Here is a 15,484-nt window from a genome sequence, read left to right as displayed (position 1 = left end):
ACATTTCGTCTGTTACTGAAGGTGTTGTCCCATGGCACGGGGTGACATCCGCTGACGCCGCCAGTGCTACCTATGTCCCCAGGGCCCGCCGGACGCGGGCTCTCGCGGTCGCAAACAGAATGATTCTGTCGCTGACGCCTAGGCCGAATGGCACGGGCTTTGGAGGAATCGCCTGTTTTTAATTGAATGTCCAATCAATTCAGGCATGACCTTTGCCTAGATTTGGTATCACCTGGTTTAGTCGTACCAGGCCATAACAAAAAAGCCCCAAAACGGGGCTCTGCTCCGTGCCTAGCTGAGGGTTTCGCTGATGTCACAGTTCAACCAAGGGAGCCAATCCCAGAACCGTGTTCCCCAGTCCATCGGTTTCCTGCTGCTGGATAACTTCACCCTGATTTCCCTGGCATCCGCAGTCGAGCCGCTGCGCATGGCCAACCACCTCTCCGGCCGCGAACTCTATCGCTGGTACACGCTCAGCCAGGATGGCCGCCCCGTGAGCGCCAGCGACGGCCTGCAGATCACCCCCGACAGCGGCCTGGACAACGCCCCGGCGCTGGACGCCGTGATCGTCTGCGGCGGCGTCGACATCCAGCACGCCGTCAGCCGCGAACACGTGCAGTGGCTGCAGTCGCAATCTCGCCAGGGCCGTCAGCTGGGCGCCGTGTGCACCGGCAGCTGGGCACTGGCCAAGGCCGGCCTGCTCGACGGTTTCGAGTGCAGCGTGCACTGGGAATGCCTGGCGGCCATGCAGGAAGCCTTCCCCCGCGCCGGCATCAGCACCCGCCTGTTCTCCATCGACCGCAACCGCAACACCTCCTCCGGCGGCACCGCGCCGATGGACATGATGCTGCACCTGATCGCCCGCGAGCACGGCCGCGAACTGGCCGCCGCCATCTCCGAGATGTTCATCTACGAGCGCATCCGCAACGAGCAGGACCACCAGCGCGTGCCGCTCAAGCACATGCTCGGCACCAACCAGCCGAAGCTGCAGGAAATCGTCGCGCTGATGGAAGCCAACCTGGAGGAGCCCATCGACCTCGACGAGCTGGCCTGCTACGTCGACGTTTCGCGCCGTCAGCTGGAGCGCCTGTTCCAGAAGTACCTGAACTGCTCGCCGTCGCGTTACTACCTGAAGCTGCGCCTGATCCGCGCACGCCAGCTGCTGAAGCAGACCGCCATGTCCATCATCGAGGTGGCGTCGGTGTGCGGCTTCGTGTCCACCCCGCATTTCTCCAAGTGCTACCGCGAGTATTTCGGCATTCCGCCACGTGATGAGCGCGCCGGCCAGAACGCCAATGTGGTGACCCTGATGCCGGTGCCGGACGAACTGGTACGCAACGCACCGTCCACCGCCGGCGTCGCCCTGACCCGCGCCCAGGGCGAGTCCACCTTCGCCAGCGTGCGGGTGGTGTGAAATCACGCGCCTGTGGGAGCGATTTCAATCGCGAATGAATTCGCTCCCACAAAGAGGCCAGGTAGAGTGCGCCGCGCGCACCAAGTATTTCCCTGGTGCGCACGGCGCACCCAAGAATGAAAAAAGGCGCCGATGGCGCCCTTCTTCATTCATGGGTTTCAGCTGTCAGCGCGGTACCAGCGCCGGCAGCAGGGTGCGTGAAATGGCTTCGCGCACGTTCGGCAGCAGGGTGGCGCTGCCGCCCAGCAGTTCTTCCACCAGACGCCGCAGGGCCACTGCGCGTTCCGGGCTGAGGCCGCTCACGGCCTGTTCGCAGGCCTGCTCGGCGGTGACCCCCGGCGGGATGCTGATACCCAGCGCCACCAGGCGCTCACGAAAGTCTTCCTGATCGATCAGATCGGCATGCATCATCGCGCTCTTCCTCCGCATCGGGTGCCGCGGTCAGCGCAGCACACCTTCTTCCAGCAACAGTTTGAAGATAGCTTCGGCGCCCGCCTGCGGCGAGACGTCCTTGAGTACCTGGCCGCCACCGCCGGATGCCTTGGCGGTCGCCGCCTTCATCCGCTCGGCGCCGGTCTTGGCCTTGATCACCTTGAGGCGCTTGGGCCGTGGGCGAGCCGGTTGCAACTGGGCCTCGGCGAACAATACATCCTCCACCAGCTCCACGTCTTCGGCTTCGATGCGGCCGCGACGGGCCGGGCCGAAAGCGCTCTGGCGGGCGGTGGGGGCGGCGTTGTCGACACAGGCGACGAAGGGCAGGCGCACCTTCAGCCGGCGGCGCTGGCCCCGTGGCAGGGCCTGCAGGACCTGGGCCACGCCGTTGTCGACCTTTTCCACCTCGGCCAGGCCCACCACCAGCGGCCAGCCCAGGCGTTCGGCCAGCAGGTAGGGCAGCATGCCCGAGCCTTCGCCGGTTTCCGCCTGGCTGCCGGTGAGTACCAGCTGGGCGCCGCTTTCGCGGAGGAAGTCGCCCAGCGGGGGCAGGGCGTCGTCCTGCGGGCCCTGCTCGAGGACGATCAGTTCATCCAGGCCCATGCCCAGGTAGGCGCGCAGGGCTTCTTCGTGGGGATTGCCGGCATGCACCACGCGCAGGCGAGGGCCGGCCAGGCGCAGGCCGAGTTCGACGGCGCGGGCATCCTGGTCGGCGCGGCGCGCGCGGCCTGAGGTGGGGTGTGCGCCGATGGAGACCAGGCTGACGATCTTCATGTCACTCATTGTTCCACCTGCCCTTGATCACCACGGCCGGATCTTTTCGCGAGCAAGCTCGTGTCTATGAACAGTGCCTCATGCAGCATTGCGTGCCCCTCCCTGACGGTATTCGGTGGCCAGCTGGATCAGCGCGGCGAGGATGGCGCCGGAGTCGCCGATCACCGAGAGATCGGCGCGCTTGATCATGTCGCAGCCCGGGTCCATGTTCACCGCCACCACCTTGTCGCAGGCACCGATGCCCTGCAGGTGCTGGATGGCGCCGGAGATGCCCACCGCGAGGTAGACGCGCGCGGTGACCCAGGTGCCGGTGGCGCCCACCTGGCGGTTGCGTGGCATGTGGCCGTCGTCCACCGCCACGCGGGAAGCGCCTTCTGTGGCGCCGAGCGCGGCAGCGGCCTGGTGGAAGAGGTTCCAGTCCTTCACGCCGTTGCCGCCGGAGAGGATGAACTCGGCTTCGGCCATGGGGATCTGCGCCGGGTCCACGGCCACCGGACCAAGGTCCTCGATGCGCGGCAGGCTGTGGGCGATGCTGGCTGCCAGCTCCAGGGCGCGGGCTTCGTGACGGGTTTCGCTGACCGGCTCGGCGCATTCGGCTGCGGCCAGGATCAGGCGCGGCACCTGGCGCACCAGGTCCTCGCGGCCGGCACCTGCGCGGCCGGTGGCTTGCTCATTGGCCACCTGCCAAACGCGGGTGGCCGGGCGCTCGCCGAGCTTCGCGGCCAGGCGGCGGCCCAGTTCGCCGCCACCGGTGCGGCTGTCGGGCAGCAGCCAATGGCGCGGCGCCAGCTGGCTTTCCACCGCGCTCAGGGCGAGCACGCGGGCTTCCGGCGAGTAGCCGTCGAATTCGTCTCCGGTGATCCGCAGGATGCGGTCCACGCCGGCGGTATCGAAGGCCGATTCCTTGTCTTCGCCGAAGACCACGGCGACCACCGCGCCTTCGCTGCCGGCCAGCTTGTTGGCCAGGCCCAGCAGGTCCTTGTCGTGGCTGGAGAGACGGCCGCCGACCATGTCCGGCACCACGCAGATGTGGAAGGCCGGTTGTTCGATCACATGCAGCGGCAGCTGCACCACCTCACTGGCAGCGCTGCGCTTGCCGGCGGTGCCCTGCTGGGCGCCGCTGCGGTCGATGCGCTTGATGCCGTTGGGGCCGATGAAGCCCGCTGCCGCGGCGTGGGGGTTCTTGCGGATCAGGCCATTGGGGCCCATCCAGCTCGTCTGTCCCTGGGGCTGCATGGCGGCATGCAGGGGGTGCAGGCGGTTGCGGGCGATCCACTCGGCGCGCGGGTCGCGGCGGATGATGTCGCTCATGGGCGGGCCTCCAGCGTGCTTTTCGTAGGAGCGAGCTTGCTCGCGAAGGGGATGACGTCGGCGCGGTGCCGGTTCGCGAGCAAGCTCGCTCCTACACCTGCTGCCGGGGCTGGGATGTTCATCACGCCACCTCCACGGCAGCTTTAGCCGCCGACGGCTTTTTTACTTCCACCGGCACCTCGATCAGCACATCCGCCACCAGTTCGGCGATGTCCTTGATCTCCGGGCGCGGGGCCACCACGCCTTCGAGCATCGCGGTGCACTGCGGGCAACCCACGGCCACGAGTTCGGCGCCGGTTTCCTTGATGTCCACCATGCGCATGTCGGGAATCCGCTGCTTGCCGGGGATGTCGGTGATCGGCGCGCCGCCGCCACCGCCGCAGCAACGGGAGCGGAAGCCCGAGCGCTGCATTTCCTTCACTTCGATGCCGATGGCCTTGAGCACGGCGCGCGGGGCCTCGTACTCGCCGTTGTAGCGGCCCAGGTAGCACGGGTCGTGGTAGGTCACGTTGCCGCCCTTGTGCTGGCCTAGGTTGAGTCTGCCGCGCTGCACCAGTTCGTTGATGTAGGTGCTGTGGTGCAGGACTTCGTAGTGGCCGCCCAGGGCGCCGTACTCGTTCTTCAGCACGTGGAAGCTGTGCGGGTCGCAGCTGACGATGCGCTTGAACTTGTACTGGTTGAGGGTGGCGATGTTGCGCTTGGCCAGGGTCTGGAAGGTGGCTTCGTCGCCCAGGCGCCGGGCCACGTCGCCGCTGTCGCGTTCTTCCAGGCCGAGCACGGCGAAGTCGACGTTGGCGGCTTTCAGGACCTTGACGAAGGCGCGCAGGGTGCGCTGGTTACGCATGTCGAAGGCGCCGTCGCCGACCCAGAACAGTACCTCGGCCTGCTTCTTCTCGCTCATCAGCGGCAGATTCAGGTCCGCCGCCCAGTTCAGGCGGCCGCCGGGGGCGAAACCGCCGGGGTTGTCGGTGGCGATCAGGTTTTCCAGCACCTCGGCACCCTTGTTCGGGGTGGCGCCCTTTTCCAGGGTGAGGTGGCGGCGCATGTCGACGATGGCGTCGACGTGCTCGATCATCATCGGGCATTCCTCGACGCAGGCACGGCAGGTGGTGCAGGACCACAGGGTGTCCGCTTCCACCAGGCCCTTGCCGCCCTGGACCACGATCGGCTGGTGCGGGCCGCCGGCGTGCTCGCCCAGCGGGATGCCCGGGTAGGGGCTGCCGGCGAACTTCGCGTCGTCACCACCGGCCAGGCCAATGACCATGTCCTGGATCAGCTTCTTCGGGTTCAGCGGCTGGCCGGCGGCGAACGCCGGGCACATGGCTTCGCACTTGCCGCACTGCACGCAGGCGTCGAAGCCGAGCAGCTGGTTCCAGGTGAAATCAGTGGGTTTTTCCACGCCCAGCGGAGCGTTGGGGTCTTCCAGGTCCAGCGCCTTGAGGCCGGTGGAACGGCCGCCGCCGAAACGCTCGGCGCGACGGTGCCAGGCCAGGTGCAGGGCGCCGGCGAAGGCGTGCTTCATCGGGCCGCCCCAGGTCATGCCGAGGAACAGTTCGGACACGCCCCAGGCCACGCCAATGGCGAGGATGCCGGCGAGAAACCAGCCGCCGAAGCCTTCCGGCAGGATGCCGGCCGCCGGCAGGGTGGCAATGAAGAAGCTCGCCGAGAACATCAGCAGGCTCTTGGGCAGGCGCATCCACGGCCCCCTGGAGAGGCGGGACGGCGGATCGAGACGGCGTTTGGCGACGAACAGGGCGCCAACGAACATCAGCACGGTGGCGGCAAGCAGGGCGAAGCCGAGGATCCTGCCGTGCAGGCCGAAGCCATGCACCGCGATCGCCAGCACGGCCGACAGCACGAAGCCGCCGGCGGTGGCCACGTGGGTCTTGGACATGTACTTGTCGCGCTCGACCACATGGTGCAGGTCCACCAGGTAGCGGCGCGGCATCTTCATCAGGCCACCGATCCAGTCGACCTTGGAGGGTCGGCCCCGGCGCCACATGAAAAAGCGCTTCGCGGCGCCCAGCACGGCAAGGCCGAGGGCGGCGAAAAGCAGGATGGGGAGAAGGGTGTTCAGCATTGTTGGTCTCCTTGCAGGGACCGAATGGGGTGCTCCGAACCAGTCCCCTCTCCCTGAGGGAGAGGGTTAGGGAGAGGGGGAAGCAGGAAACCCAGGAGTCGCCTGCTTGCCCTCTCCCCCGCCCTCTCCCGCAAGCGGGAGAGGGGGCCGTCCGTGTGTGCGCTTAGAAGTCCTTGCACAGACGCAGGGCGTCGTAGATCGCTGCGTGTGTGTTGCGCTGGGCCACGCAGTCGCCGATGCGGAACAGCAGGTAGCCGTCGCCCGGCTCGGACAGGCAGGGCTGCGGCTTGATCGCGAACAGCGCCTCGACGTCGATCTGGCCCTTGTTGCGCGAACCGTCCTTGAGCGCGTAGTACAGGCTCTCGTCCGGGCGCACGCCGTTCTCGATGACGATCTGGTCCACCACGCGCTCCTCGCGGGCGCCGGTGTACTCGTTCTCAAGCACCGCCACCACCTTGTCGCCCTCGCGGTAGACCTTTTCCAGCATCAGGTCGCCGGTCATGATCACTTCCTTCGGGTACAGGCTGCGGTAGTAGGTCGGGAAGGTGGTGCCACCCATGGCGATGCCCGGCTTGATGTCGTCGGTGACGATCTCGACCTGGGCGCCCTTGTCGGCCAGGAAGTCCGCCGCCGACATGCCGCCGAATTCGCAGATGGTGTCGTACACCAGCACGTTCTTGCCCGGTGCCACAGTGCCGTCGAGAATGTCCCAGCTGCTCACCACCAGGCCTTCGGCCGCGCCCCAGTGCTCGTTCTGCTCCAGGTACGGATGACCGCCGTTGGCCAGGACGACGATGTCCGGCTTGAGGTCGAGGATGGCTTCCGGGTTGGCCGCGGTGCCCAGGCGCAGGTCCACGCCCAGGCGGGCGATTTCCAGCTGGTACCAGCGGGTGATGCCGGCGATCTGGTCACGCTGCGGCGCCTTGGAGGCGATGGTGATCTGGCCGCCGAGCTGGTCCTTCTTCTCGAACAGGGTCACGTCGTGGCCGCGTTCGGCTGCCACGCGCGCCGCTTCCATGCCCGCCGGGCCGCCGCCGACGATCACCACCTTGCGCTTCGGCCCGGTGGTTTTCTCGATGATGTGCGGCACGCCCATGTACTCACGGGAGGTGGCGGCGTTCTGGATGCAGAGCACGTCCAGGCCCTGGTACTGGCGGTCGATGCAGTAGTTGGCGCCGACGCACTGCTTGATCTGGTCCACCTGGCCCATCTTGATCTTGGCGATCAGGTGCGGGTCGGCGATGTGCGCGCGGGTCATGCCGACCATGTCCACGTAGCCGCCTTCGAGGATGCGGGTGGCCTGGTTCGGGTCCTTGATGTTCTGCGCGTGCAGCACCGGTACGTTGACCACTTCCTTGATGCCGGCCGCCAGGTGCAGGAAGGGCTCCGGCGGGAAGCTCATGTTGGGGATCACGTTGGCCAGGGTATTGTGGGTGTCGCAACCTGAGCCGACCACGCCGATGAAGTCGATCATGCCGGTGTCGCTGTAGTACTTGGCGATCTGCTTCATGTCCTCGTGGGACAGGCCGTCCGGGTGGAATTCGTCGCCGCAGATGCGCATGCCGACGCAGAAGTCGTCGCCCACTTCGGCGCGCACGGCTTTCAGCACTTCCAGGCCGAACTTCATGCGGCCCTCGAAGGTGCCGCCCCATTCGTCGGTACGCTTGTTGACGCGCGGGCTCCAGAACTGGTCGATCATGTGTTGGTGCACGGCGGACAGCTCGACGCCGTCCAGGCCGCCTTCCTTCGCCCGGCGCGCAGCCTGGGCGTAGTTGCCGATCACGCGCCAGATCTCTTCCACCTCGATGGTCTTGCAGGTGGCGCGGTGCACGGGTTCACGGATGCCGGACGGCGACATCAGGGTCGGCCAGTTGAAGCCGTCCCAGCGCGAACGACGACCCATGTGGGTAATCTGGATCATGATCTTGGCGCCGTGCTTGTGCATGGCGTCGGCCAGGTTCTGGAAGTGCGGGATGATGCGGTCGGTGGACAGGTTCACCGACGACCACCATTCCTGCGGGCTGTCGATGGCCACCACGGAGGAGCCGCCGCAGATCGCCAGGCCGATGCCGCCCTTGGCCTTCTCTTCGTAGTACTTCACATAACGCTCGGTGGTCATGCCGCCGTCGGTGGCGTAGACCTCGGCGTGAGCGGTGGACAGCACACGGTTGCGGATGGTGAGTTTGCCGATCTGGATCGGCTGGAACATAGCTTCGAATGCCATTGCCCTATCTCCGATCTCTTATTCGTTGATGGGTTTGACGATGAACAGGCCGTCGTCGTGGCCTTCTTCCGAGCCGCTGTACAGCTGCTCGGCAACGGTACGCAGGCTGCTGCCGCGGGCGGCCAGGATCTGGTCCATGGCGCCGGCGAACCAGCCGGTGAACATGTAGTCGACCTTGCGGCCCACCTTGCCGTACACGTACACGAACGCGGAGTGCTTCAGGCGGACCTGGGCGGTGCCCTTGTCGAGGTCGATGGATTCGATCTGGAACAGGCCCCAGCCGCGCTGGGACAGGCGCTTCATGTAGTGCTCGAACACCGCTACGCCTTCCAGGCCGTGGCATTCGGCTTCCTTCTCGCACCAGTGCCAGGCGGATTTGTAGCCGGCCTTGTAGAGGATTTCGGCGTAGCGCTCCGGGCCCAGCTCGGCTTCGATGCCCATGTGGTTGTTCACGAAGAAGTGACGGGGCACGTAGAGCATCGGCAGGGCGTCGGTGGTCCAGACACCGGTTTCGCTGTCGACTTCGATGGGCATTTCGGGGGCGTGTTTGGCCATGTTGTTCTAGCTCCGGAATTCGATTGGGCCCGGTTGCGGGCCGACTTGACCCCCTCTCTCGGAAGGAGAGGGGAGAAGAGTGGTTACTCGCCCCAGACGTCCTTCAGGACGCGGACCCAGTTCTCGCCCATGACCTTGCGTACCACACGTTCGGGCATGCCGCGCTTGAGCAGGGTTTCGGTGAGGTTGGGGAACTCGCCCACGGTGCGGATGCCCAGCGGGTTGACGATCTTCCCGAAGTTGGTCAGGCGGCGGGCGTAACCCTTGTCGTGGGTCAGCCACTCGAAGAATTCCTGGCCATGGCCCTGGGTGAAGTCGGTACCGATGCCGATGGCGTCTTCGCCAACGATGTTCATCACGTACTCGATGGCTTCGGCGTAGTCGTCGATGGTCGAATCGATGCCCTTTTTCAGGAAGGGCGCGAACATGGTCACGCCGACGAAGCCGCCGTGGTCGGCGATGAACTTCAGTTCTTCATCGGACTTGTTGCGCGGGTGTTCTTTCAGGCCGGAAGGCAGGCAGTGGGAGTAGCAGACCGGCTTCTTGGATTCGAGGATGACCTCTTCGGAGGTCTTGGAGCCCACGTGGGACAGGTCGCACATGATGCCGACGCGGTTCATCTCGGCGACGATCTCGCGACCGAAGCCGGACAGGCCGCCGTCACGCTCGTAGCAGCCGGTGCCCACCAGGTTCTGCGTGTTGTAGCACATCTGCACGATGCCCACGCCCAGCTGCTTGAACACCTCGACGTAGCCGATCTGGTCTTCGAACGCGTGGGCGTTCTGGAAGCCGTAGAGGATGCCGGTCTTGCCCTGCTCCTTGGCCTTGCGGATGTCAGCGGTGGTGCGCACCGGGATCACCAGATCGCTGTTCTCGCGGATCAGCTTGTTGCTGGCGGTGATGTTGTTCACCGTGGCCTGGAACCCTTCCCACACCGACACGGTGCAGTTGGCGGCGGTCAGGCCGCCCTTGCGCATGTCTTCGAAGAGTTCACGGTTCCATTTGGCGATGATCAGACCGTCAATGACGATGCTGTCTGCGTGCAGTTCGGCTGGGCTCATCAGGCTGTCCCCTGTTATCCATGCGCCGAATCTTCTGCCGGCGCTTTGAGGGGAGCATATCCCCGGGGAATCCGGCGCTATCGCGCAAAAGCGACCGGGGTATTGCCGAAAGCGTCAAGCCGGTCGCGAATGGGCAAGCAGGGTTCGGAACCGCTCATCCGGCGGGGCTGGCACTTGCTCTTGTGGGGCTCAATGCTCAAACCGCAGGTCCGCGCCTCTTCAGGCATCGTTCCAGAGCGCCTATAAAGAAGGTGCGGAACGCTTCGCCGGCCTGCGTCGGTTTCAGAATGCGCAGGGTCGCTGGGGTGAAATTTCCGAATGACGGGGATGGCAAGCTCCCCGAATGTCCCGGACGAGCGCGCGCAGATGCGCTTCGGGGCGCCAGGACGGCCACCGCAGGCCACGCTCCGTGACGTGGTGAGTGAGCCGCAGCCGAGACCTCCGGACGACTGGAATCCACCCAGCGTCCGCGAAGCAGAGGAACGCTGTATGCCCGATGAGATGCTTCACCTGCCTCTGATCCAGAACGTGCTGGAACGCGAGAAGGACACCCCCGGTGCCCTGCTGCCGATCCTTCACGCCATCCAGGAAGGCGCGGGGTACATCCCCGACGTCGCCATTCCCGAAATCGCCCACGCCCTGAACCTCAGCCTGGCCGAGGTGCGCGGGGTGATCAGCTTCTACCACGACTTCCGCACCACGCCGCCGGCGCGCCATACCCTGCGCCTGTGCCGCGCCGAGTCCTGCCAGAGCATGGGCGCCGAGCGCCTGGCCGCACAGCTGCGCGACACGCTGGAGCTGGACGACCACGACACCAGTGCCGACGGCCGGATCAGCCTGCGGCCAGTCTATTGCCTGGGCGCCTGCGCCTGCTCGCCGGCCCTGGAGCTGGACGGCCGCCTGCATGCGCGACTGACCCCCGAGCGCCTGAGCGCGCTGGTGAAGGGCTGCCTGGAGGACGGTTCATGCTGACGCTGTGCATTCCCTGCGATTCCGTTGCCCGCGCCGTCGGTGCCGACGACCTGGCCCTGGCGCTTGCCCGTGAGGCCGACCGGAGGAGCCTGCCGCTGGAAATCAAACGCACCAGCTCCCGCGGCCTCTACTGGCTGGAGCCGCTGGTGGAACTGGAAAGCGCCGAAGGCCGCCTGGGCTTCGGCCCGGTGACGGCCGACGACGTGCCGGCCCTGCTGGACGCCCTGCAGGGTGATGCCAGCGCTCATCCGCTGGCCCTGGGGCCGGTGGAGGAAATTCCCTACCTGAAGAGCCAGCAACGGCTGCTGTTCGCCCGCGCCGGCATCACCCGGCCGCTGTCCCTGGACGACTACCGCGCCCACGGCGGCTTCGAAGGGCTGACCCGCGCCATCGGCCAGAGCGGCGATGAGATCGTCACTGCCGTACTGGATTCCGGCCTGCGTGGCCGGGGTGGCGCGGCCTTCCCGGCGGGCATCAAATGGCGCACCGTGCGCGGCGCCGTCGCCCCACAGAAGTACGTGGTGTGCAACGCCGACGAAGGCGACTCCGGCACCTTCGCCGACCGCATGCTGATGGAGGGCGACCCCTTCCTGCTGATCGAGGGCATGGCCATCGCCGGCCTCGCCGTCGGCGCCAGCATGGGTTACATCTACGTGCGCTCCGAATACCCGCAAGCGGTGGACAACCTGCGCGCGGCCATCGCAATCGCCCGTGACGCCGGCTACCTCGGCGCCAATGTCGCTGGCAGTGGCCAGGCCTTCGACCTCGAGGTGCGCGTCGGCGCCGGTGCCTACATCTGCGGCGAGGAAACCGCCCTGCTGGATTCGCTGGAAGGCAAGCGCGGCGTGGTCCGTGCCAAACCGCCGCTGCCGGCGCTGCAAGGCCTCTTCGGCCAGCCGACGCTGGTGCACAACGTGCTTACCCTGGCCTCGGTGCCGGTCATCCTGGCCCGTGGCGCGCAGTTCTACCGCGACTTCGGCATGGGCCGCTCGCTGGGCACCATGCCCTTCCAACTGGCCGGCAATATCCGCCACGGCGGGCTGGTGGAGCGCGCCTTCGGCCTGACCCTGCGCGAGCTGGTGGAGGATTATGGCGGCGGTACCGCCAGTGGCCGGCCGCTGAAGGCCGCCCAGGTAGGCGGGCCGCTGGGCGCCTGGGTGCCGCCGTCGCAATTCGATACGCCGCTGGACTACGAGGCCTTCGCCGCCATGGGCGCGATGCTCGGCCACGGTGGCGTAGTGGTGGCTGACGACAGCCTGGACATGGCGCACATGGCGCGCTTCGCCCTGCAGTTCTGCGCCGAGGAATCCTGCGGCAAGTGCACGCCCTGCCGCATCGGCTCGACCCGTGGCGTGGAAGTGGTGGACCGCCTGATCGCTGCCACCGACATCAGCGCCCGCGAGGAGCAGGCCCTGTTGCTCAAGGACCTCTGCGACACCATGACCTACGGCTCGCTCTGCGCCCTGGGCGGCATGACCGCCTTCCCGGTGACCAGCGCCCTCAAGCACTTCCCCGCCGACTTCGGTCTGGAGACCTCGGAGGCCGACCAATGATCAACATCTTCGACCCCGCCAGCGACATCGATCTCGGCACCCCGGCCCGCGACAGCGACGTGCAGGTCAGCCTGACCATCGATGGCCGCGAGATCAGCGTGCCCGCCGGCACCTCGGTGATGCGCGCTGCCGCGCTGCTCGGCACTACCATTCCCAAACTCTGTGCCACCGACAGCCTGGAAGCCTTCGGCTCCTGCCGCATGTGCCTGGTGGAAATCGACGGCATGCGCGGCTACCCGGCCTCCTGCACCACGCCGGTGAGCGAAGGCATGGTGGTCCACACCCAGACGCCCAAGCTCGCCACCCTGCGGCGCAACGTCATGGAGCTGTACATCTCCGACCACCCGCTGGATTGCCTGACCTGCCCGGCCAACGGCAACTGCGAACTGCAGACCGTCGCCGGCCAGGTGGGCCTGCGCGAGGTGCGCTACGGCTATGACGGCGCCAACCACCTGGACGAGCAGAAGGACGTATCCAACCCCTATTTCGACTACGACCCGAGCAAGTGCATCGTCTGCAACCGCTGCGTGCGCGCCTGTGAGGAAACCCAGGGCACCTTCGCCCTGACCATCGAGGGGCGCGGCTTCGACTCCCGCGTGTCGGCGGCCGGCGGGGATAACTTCCTCGACTCCGAATGCGTGTCCTGCGGCGCCTGCGTGCAGGCCTGCCCGACCGCCACCCTGATGGAAAAGAGCGTGGTGGAACTGGGCCAGCCGGAGCGCAGTGTCATCACTACGTGCGCCTATTGCGGCGTGGGCTGTTCGTTCCGCGCCGAGATGAAGGGCGACCAGCTGGTGCGCATGGTTCCGGACAAGAACGGCCAGGCCAACCATGGCCATTCCTGCGTCAAGGGCCGCTTCGCCTGGGGCTACGCCACGCACCCGGACCGCATCACCAAGCCGATGATCCGCAAGCACATCAGCGATCCCTGGCAGGAAGTCAGCTGGGAAGAGGCGGTGAACTACGCGGCCGGCGAATTCCGGCGCATCCAGCTCAAGTACGGGCGTGATTCAATCGGCGGCATCACCTCCAGCCGCTGCACCAACGAAGAAACCTACCTGGTGCAGAAGCTGGTGCGTGCCGGCTTCGGCAACAACAACGTCGACACCTGCGCGCGGGTCTGCCATTCGCCCACCGGCTATGGCCTCAAGCAGACCCTGGGCGAGTCCGCCGGAACCCAGAGCTTCGACTCGGTGATGCAGGCCGACGTGGTGCTGGTGATCGGCGCCAACCCTACCGACGCCCACCCGGTGTTCGGCTCCCAGCTCAAGCGCCGCCTGCGCCAGGGCGCGCGGCTGATCGTCATCGACCCACGCCGCATCGACCTGGTGGATTCCCCCCACGCCCGCGCCGAGCTGCACCTGGCGCTGCGTCCGGGGACCAACGTGGCCATGCTCAACGCCCTGGCCCACGTGATCGTCACCGAAGGGCTGGTCAACCAGCCGTTCGTCGACGCACGCTGCGAGGCGGCGGACTTCGCCCGCTGGCGCGATTTCGTCAGCAAACCGGAAAACTCCCCGGAAGCCATGGGGCCGATCTGCGGCGTGTCGCCCGACGACATCCGCGCCGCTGCGCGGCTCTACGCCACCGGCGGCAACGCGGCCATCTACTACGGTCTGGGCGTGACCGAACACAGCCAGGGCAGTACCTCGGTCATGGCGATCGCCAACCTCGCTATGGCCACCGGCAACATCGGCCGCGAGGGCGTCGGCGTGAACCCGCTGCGCGGGCAGAACAACGTCCAGGGCTCCTGCGACATGGGCTCCTTCCCCCATGAACTGCCCGGCTATCGCCACGTCTCCAACGACGCCGTGCGCGCCCAGTTCGAGCAGGCCTGGGGCGTGACCCTGCAGCCTGATCCGGGCCTGCGCATTCCCAACATGTTCGAGGCGGCCCTCGGCGGCACCTTCAAGGCGCTCTACTGCCAGGGCGAGGACATCGCCCAGAGCGACCCCAACACCCAGCACGTCACCGCCGCCCTGTCGGCCATGGAGTGCGTGGTGGTGCAGGACATCTTCCTCAACGAAACCGCCAAGTTCGCCCATGTCTTCCTGCCGGGCAGCTCCTTCCTGGAGAAGGACGGCACCTTCACCAACGCCGAGCGGCGCATCTCCCGCGTGCGCAAGGTGATGGAGCCGCTGGGCGGCAAGGCCGACTGGGAGGTGACCCAGCTGCTGGCCAACGCCCTCGGCTACCGGATGGACTACAGGCACCCGTCCGAGATCATGGACGAGATCGCCAGGCTGACTCCCACCTTCACCCGCGTAAGCTACGCCGAACTGGATCGTCACGGCAGCCTGCAATGGCCCTGCAACGACCAAGCGCCGGATGGCACCCCGACCATGCACATCGAGGAGTTCGTGCGCGGCAAGGGACGCTTCATGCTCACCGGCTACGTGCCCACCGAAGAGAAGGTCAACAGCCGCTATCCGTTGCTGCTGACCACCGGCCGCATCCTCAGCCAGTACAACGTCGGCGCCCAGACCCGGCGCACCGAAAACGTCGCCTGGCATGAAGAGGACCGCCTGGAAATCCACCCGACCGACGCCGAGAGCCGGGGCATCGCCGACGGCGACTGGGTGGGCGTGGGCAGTCGCGCCGGGCAGACCGTGCTGCGCGCCAAGGTCAGCGAGCGGGTGGCGCCGGGGGTGGTCTACACCACCTTCCACTTCCCCGAATCGGGTGCCAACGTGATCACCACCGACAACTCCGACTGGGCCACCAACTGCCCGGAATACAAGGTGACGGCGGTGGAGGTGACGCGGGTCTACCAGCCCTCGGAATGGCAGAAACGTTATCAAGCGTTCAGTGACGAACAGCGGCGCCTGCTCAAGGAACGCCGCAGGACCGAAAAAGCCGAGGTACGCCGATGAGCACCGACAACTTGATCAAGATGGCCAACCAGATCGCCCAGTTCTTCGCCTCAGAGCCGGACAGGGAGCAGGCCGTGCGCGGCGTGCGCCAGCACCTGCAAAGCTTCTGGACCCCGGCCATGCGCATCGAACTGATGGCCTGGCAGGTGGAGCACCACGGTGAATGCCTGCACCCGTTGGTGCAACAGGCCCTGGCGGAGCAGGGGAGGGCGGTTTAGCACCGGCTCCGTTTGTG

The 15,484-nt window shown here is 66.6% G+C and carries 12 protein-coding genes; 5 read left to right on the top strand and 7 right to left on the bottom strand.

The genetic code is table 11. From position 1 onward, the window contains the following. Window positions 1-310: 310 nt before the first annotated feature. Window positions 311-1,414: a choline metabolism transcriptional regulator GbdR gene (gbdR, locus tag ACFW0B_RS07880; protein ID WP_449147378.1), complete on the top strand. Its 1,104-nt coding sequence runs from the start codon at window positions 311-313 to the stop codon at window positions 1,412-1,414. Window positions 1,415-1,579: 165 nt separating this feature from the next. On the opposite strand, the gene ACFW0B_RS07875 is transcribed toward gbdR, so the two are convergent. From ACFW0B_RS07875 to ACFW0B_RS07845, 7 genes are all read right to left on the bottom strand, one after another. Then, window positions 1,580-1,825 carry a hypothetical protein gene (locus tag ACFW0B_RS07875; protein WP_449147377.1) on the bottom strand — a complete coding sequence of 82 codons (246 nt, stop codon included), beginning with the start codon at window positions 1,823-1,825 and terminating at the stop codon, window positions 1,580-1,582. Window positions 1,826-1,855: 30 nt separating this feature from the next. Further along, a complete protein-coding gene (gene etfB, locus ACFW0B_RS07870) occupies window positions 1,856-2,629 on the bottom strand; it encodes an electron transfer flavoprotein subunit beta (RefSeq protein WP_449147376.1) in 774 nt (257 codons plus the stop codon). A 69-nt stretch (window positions 2,630-2,698) separates the two neighbouring features. Beyond that, window positions 2,699-3,931 (bottom strand): electron transfer flavoprotein subunit alpha, encoded by a 1,233-nt coding sequence (etfA, locus tag ACFW0B_RS07865; RefSeq protein WP_449147375.1) that lies wholly within the window; start codon window positions 3,929-3,931, stop codon window positions 2,699-2,701. A gap of 121 nt (window positions 3,932-4,052) precedes the next feature. After that, on the bottom strand, window positions 4,053-6,011 hold the full coding sequence (dgcB, locus tag ACFW0B_RS07860; protein WP_449147374.1) for a dimethylglycine demethylation protein DgcB: 1,959 nt from the start codon (window positions 6,009-6,011) through the stop codon (window positions 4,053-4,055). A 163-nt stretch (window positions 6,012-6,174) separates the two neighbouring features. Continuing rightward, window positions 6,175-8,235, bottom strand: coding sequence for a dimethylglycine demethylation protein DgcA (dgcA, locus tag ACFW0B_RS07855; protein WP_449147373.1), 2,061 nt, complete (start codon window positions 8,233-8,235; stop codon window positions 6,175-6,177). Between the two features lie 18 nt (window positions 8,236-8,253). After that, window positions 8,254-8,790, bottom strand: a complete 537-nt coding sequence (locus tag ACFW0B_RS07850; RefSeq protein ID WP_449147372.1) for a DUF5943 domain-containing protein — start codon at window positions 8,788-8,790, stop codon at window positions 8,254-8,256. A gap of 83 nt (window positions 8,791-8,873) precedes the next feature. After that, on the bottom strand, window positions 8,874-9,851 hold the full coding sequence (locus tag ACFW0B_RS07845) for a dipeptidase (RefSeq protein WP_449147371.1): 978 nt from the start codon (window positions 9,849-9,851) through the stop codon (window positions 8,874-8,876). Between the two features lie 489 nt (window positions 9,852-10,340). Here ACFW0B_RS07845 and ACFW0B_RS07840 point away from each other — a divergent pair, with 489 nt between their 5' ends. Genes ACFW0B_RS07840 through ACFW0B_RS07825 form a run of 4 tightly spaced genes read left to right on the top strand, consistent with a single transcriptional unit; the run spans window position 10,341 to window position 15,467 of the window. Then, window positions 10,341-10,823 (top strand): formate dehydrogenase subunit gamma, encoded by a 483-nt coding sequence (locus tag ACFW0B_RS07840; protein ID WP_449147370.1) that lies wholly within the window; start codon window positions 10,341-10,343, stop codon window positions 10,821-10,823. Continuing rightward, window positions 10,817-12,376, top strand: a complete 1,560-nt coding sequence (locus ACFW0B_RS07835; RefSeq protein WP_449147369.1) for a formate dehydrogenase beta subunit — start codon at window positions 10,817-10,819, stop codon at window positions 12,374-12,376. Before ACFW0B_RS07840 ends, ACFW0B_RS07835 begins: the two co-directional genes overlap by 7 nt. Further along, entirely contained in the window at window positions 12,373-15,249 is a 2,877-nt protein-coding gene (gene fdhF, locus ACFW0B_RS07830; RefSeq protein WP_449147368.1) for a formate dehydrogenase subunit alpha, read from the top strand. Before ACFW0B_RS07835 ends, fdhF begins: the two co-directional genes overlap by 4 nt. Then, window positions 15,246-15,467, top strand: coding sequence for a formate dehydrogenase subunit delta (locus ACFW0B_RS07825; protein WP_449147367.1), 222 nt, complete (start codon window positions 15,246-15,248; stop codon window positions 15,465-15,467). Before fdhF ends, ACFW0B_RS07825 begins: the two co-directional genes overlap by 4 nt. Window positions 15,468-15,484: the final 17 nt, after the last annotated feature.

It is taken from the genome of Metapseudomonas phytobenefica (assembly GCF_043392685.1).
In the GTDB taxonomy this organism is placed as follows: domain Bacteria; phylum Pseudomonadota; class Gammaproteobacteria; order Pseudomonadales; family Pseudomonadaceae; genus Metapseudomonas.
This window is presented reverse-complemented; position numbering and strand designations above follow the sequence as displayed.

What these genes read in the sequence shown, in the direction of transcription:
- gbdR (WP_449147378.1), top strand. Translation starts at nt 311, where the DNA reads ATGTCACAGTTCAACCAAGGGAGCCAATCCCAGAACCGTGTTCCCCAG.
- ACFW0B_RS07875 (WP_449147377.1), bottom strand. Translation starts at nt 1,825, where the DNA reads ATGATGCATGCCGATCTGATCGATCAGGAAGACTTTCGTGAGCGCCTG.
- etfB (WP_449147376.1), bottom strand. Translation starts at nt 2,629, where the DNA reads ATGAGTGACATGAAGATCGTCAGCCTGGTCTCCATCGGCGCACACCCC.
- etfA (WP_449147375.1), bottom strand. Translation starts at nt 3,931, where the DNA reads ATGAGCGACATCATCCGCCGCGACCCGCGCGCCGAGTGGATCGCCCGC.
- dgcB (WP_449147374.1), bottom strand. Translation starts at nt 6,011, where the DNA reads ATGCTGAACACCCTTCTCCCCATCCTGCTTTTCGCCGCCCTCGGCCTT.
- dgcA (WP_449147373.1), bottom strand. Translation starts at nt 8,235, where the DNA reads ATGGCATTCGAAGCTATGTTCCAGCCGATCCAGATCGGCAAACTCACC.
- ACFW0B_RS07850 (WP_449147372.1), bottom strand. Translation starts at nt 8,790, where the DNA reads ATGGCCAAACACGCCCCCGAAATGCCCATCGAAGTCGACAGCGAAACC.
- ACFW0B_RS07845 (WP_449147371.1), bottom strand. Translation starts at nt 9,851, where the DNA reads ATGAGCCCAGCCGAACTGCACGCAGACAGCATCGTCATTGACGGTCTG.
- ACFW0B_RS07840 (WP_449147370.1), top strand. Translation starts at nt 10,341, where the DNA reads ATGCCCGATGAGATGCTTCACCTGCCTCTGATCCAGAACGTGCTGGAA.
- ACFW0B_RS07835 (WP_449147369.1), top strand. Translation starts at nt 10,817, where the DNA reads ATGCTGACGCTGTGCATTCCCTGCGATTCCGTTGCCCGCGCCGTCGGT.
- fdhF (WP_449147368.1), top strand. Translation starts at nt 12,373, where the DNA reads ATGATCAACATCTTCGACCCCGCCAGCGACATCGATCTCGGCACCCCG.
- ACFW0B_RS07825 (WP_449147367.1), top strand. Translation starts at nt 15,246, where the DNA reads ATGAGCACCGACAACTTGATCAAGATGGCCAACCAGATCGCCCAGTTC.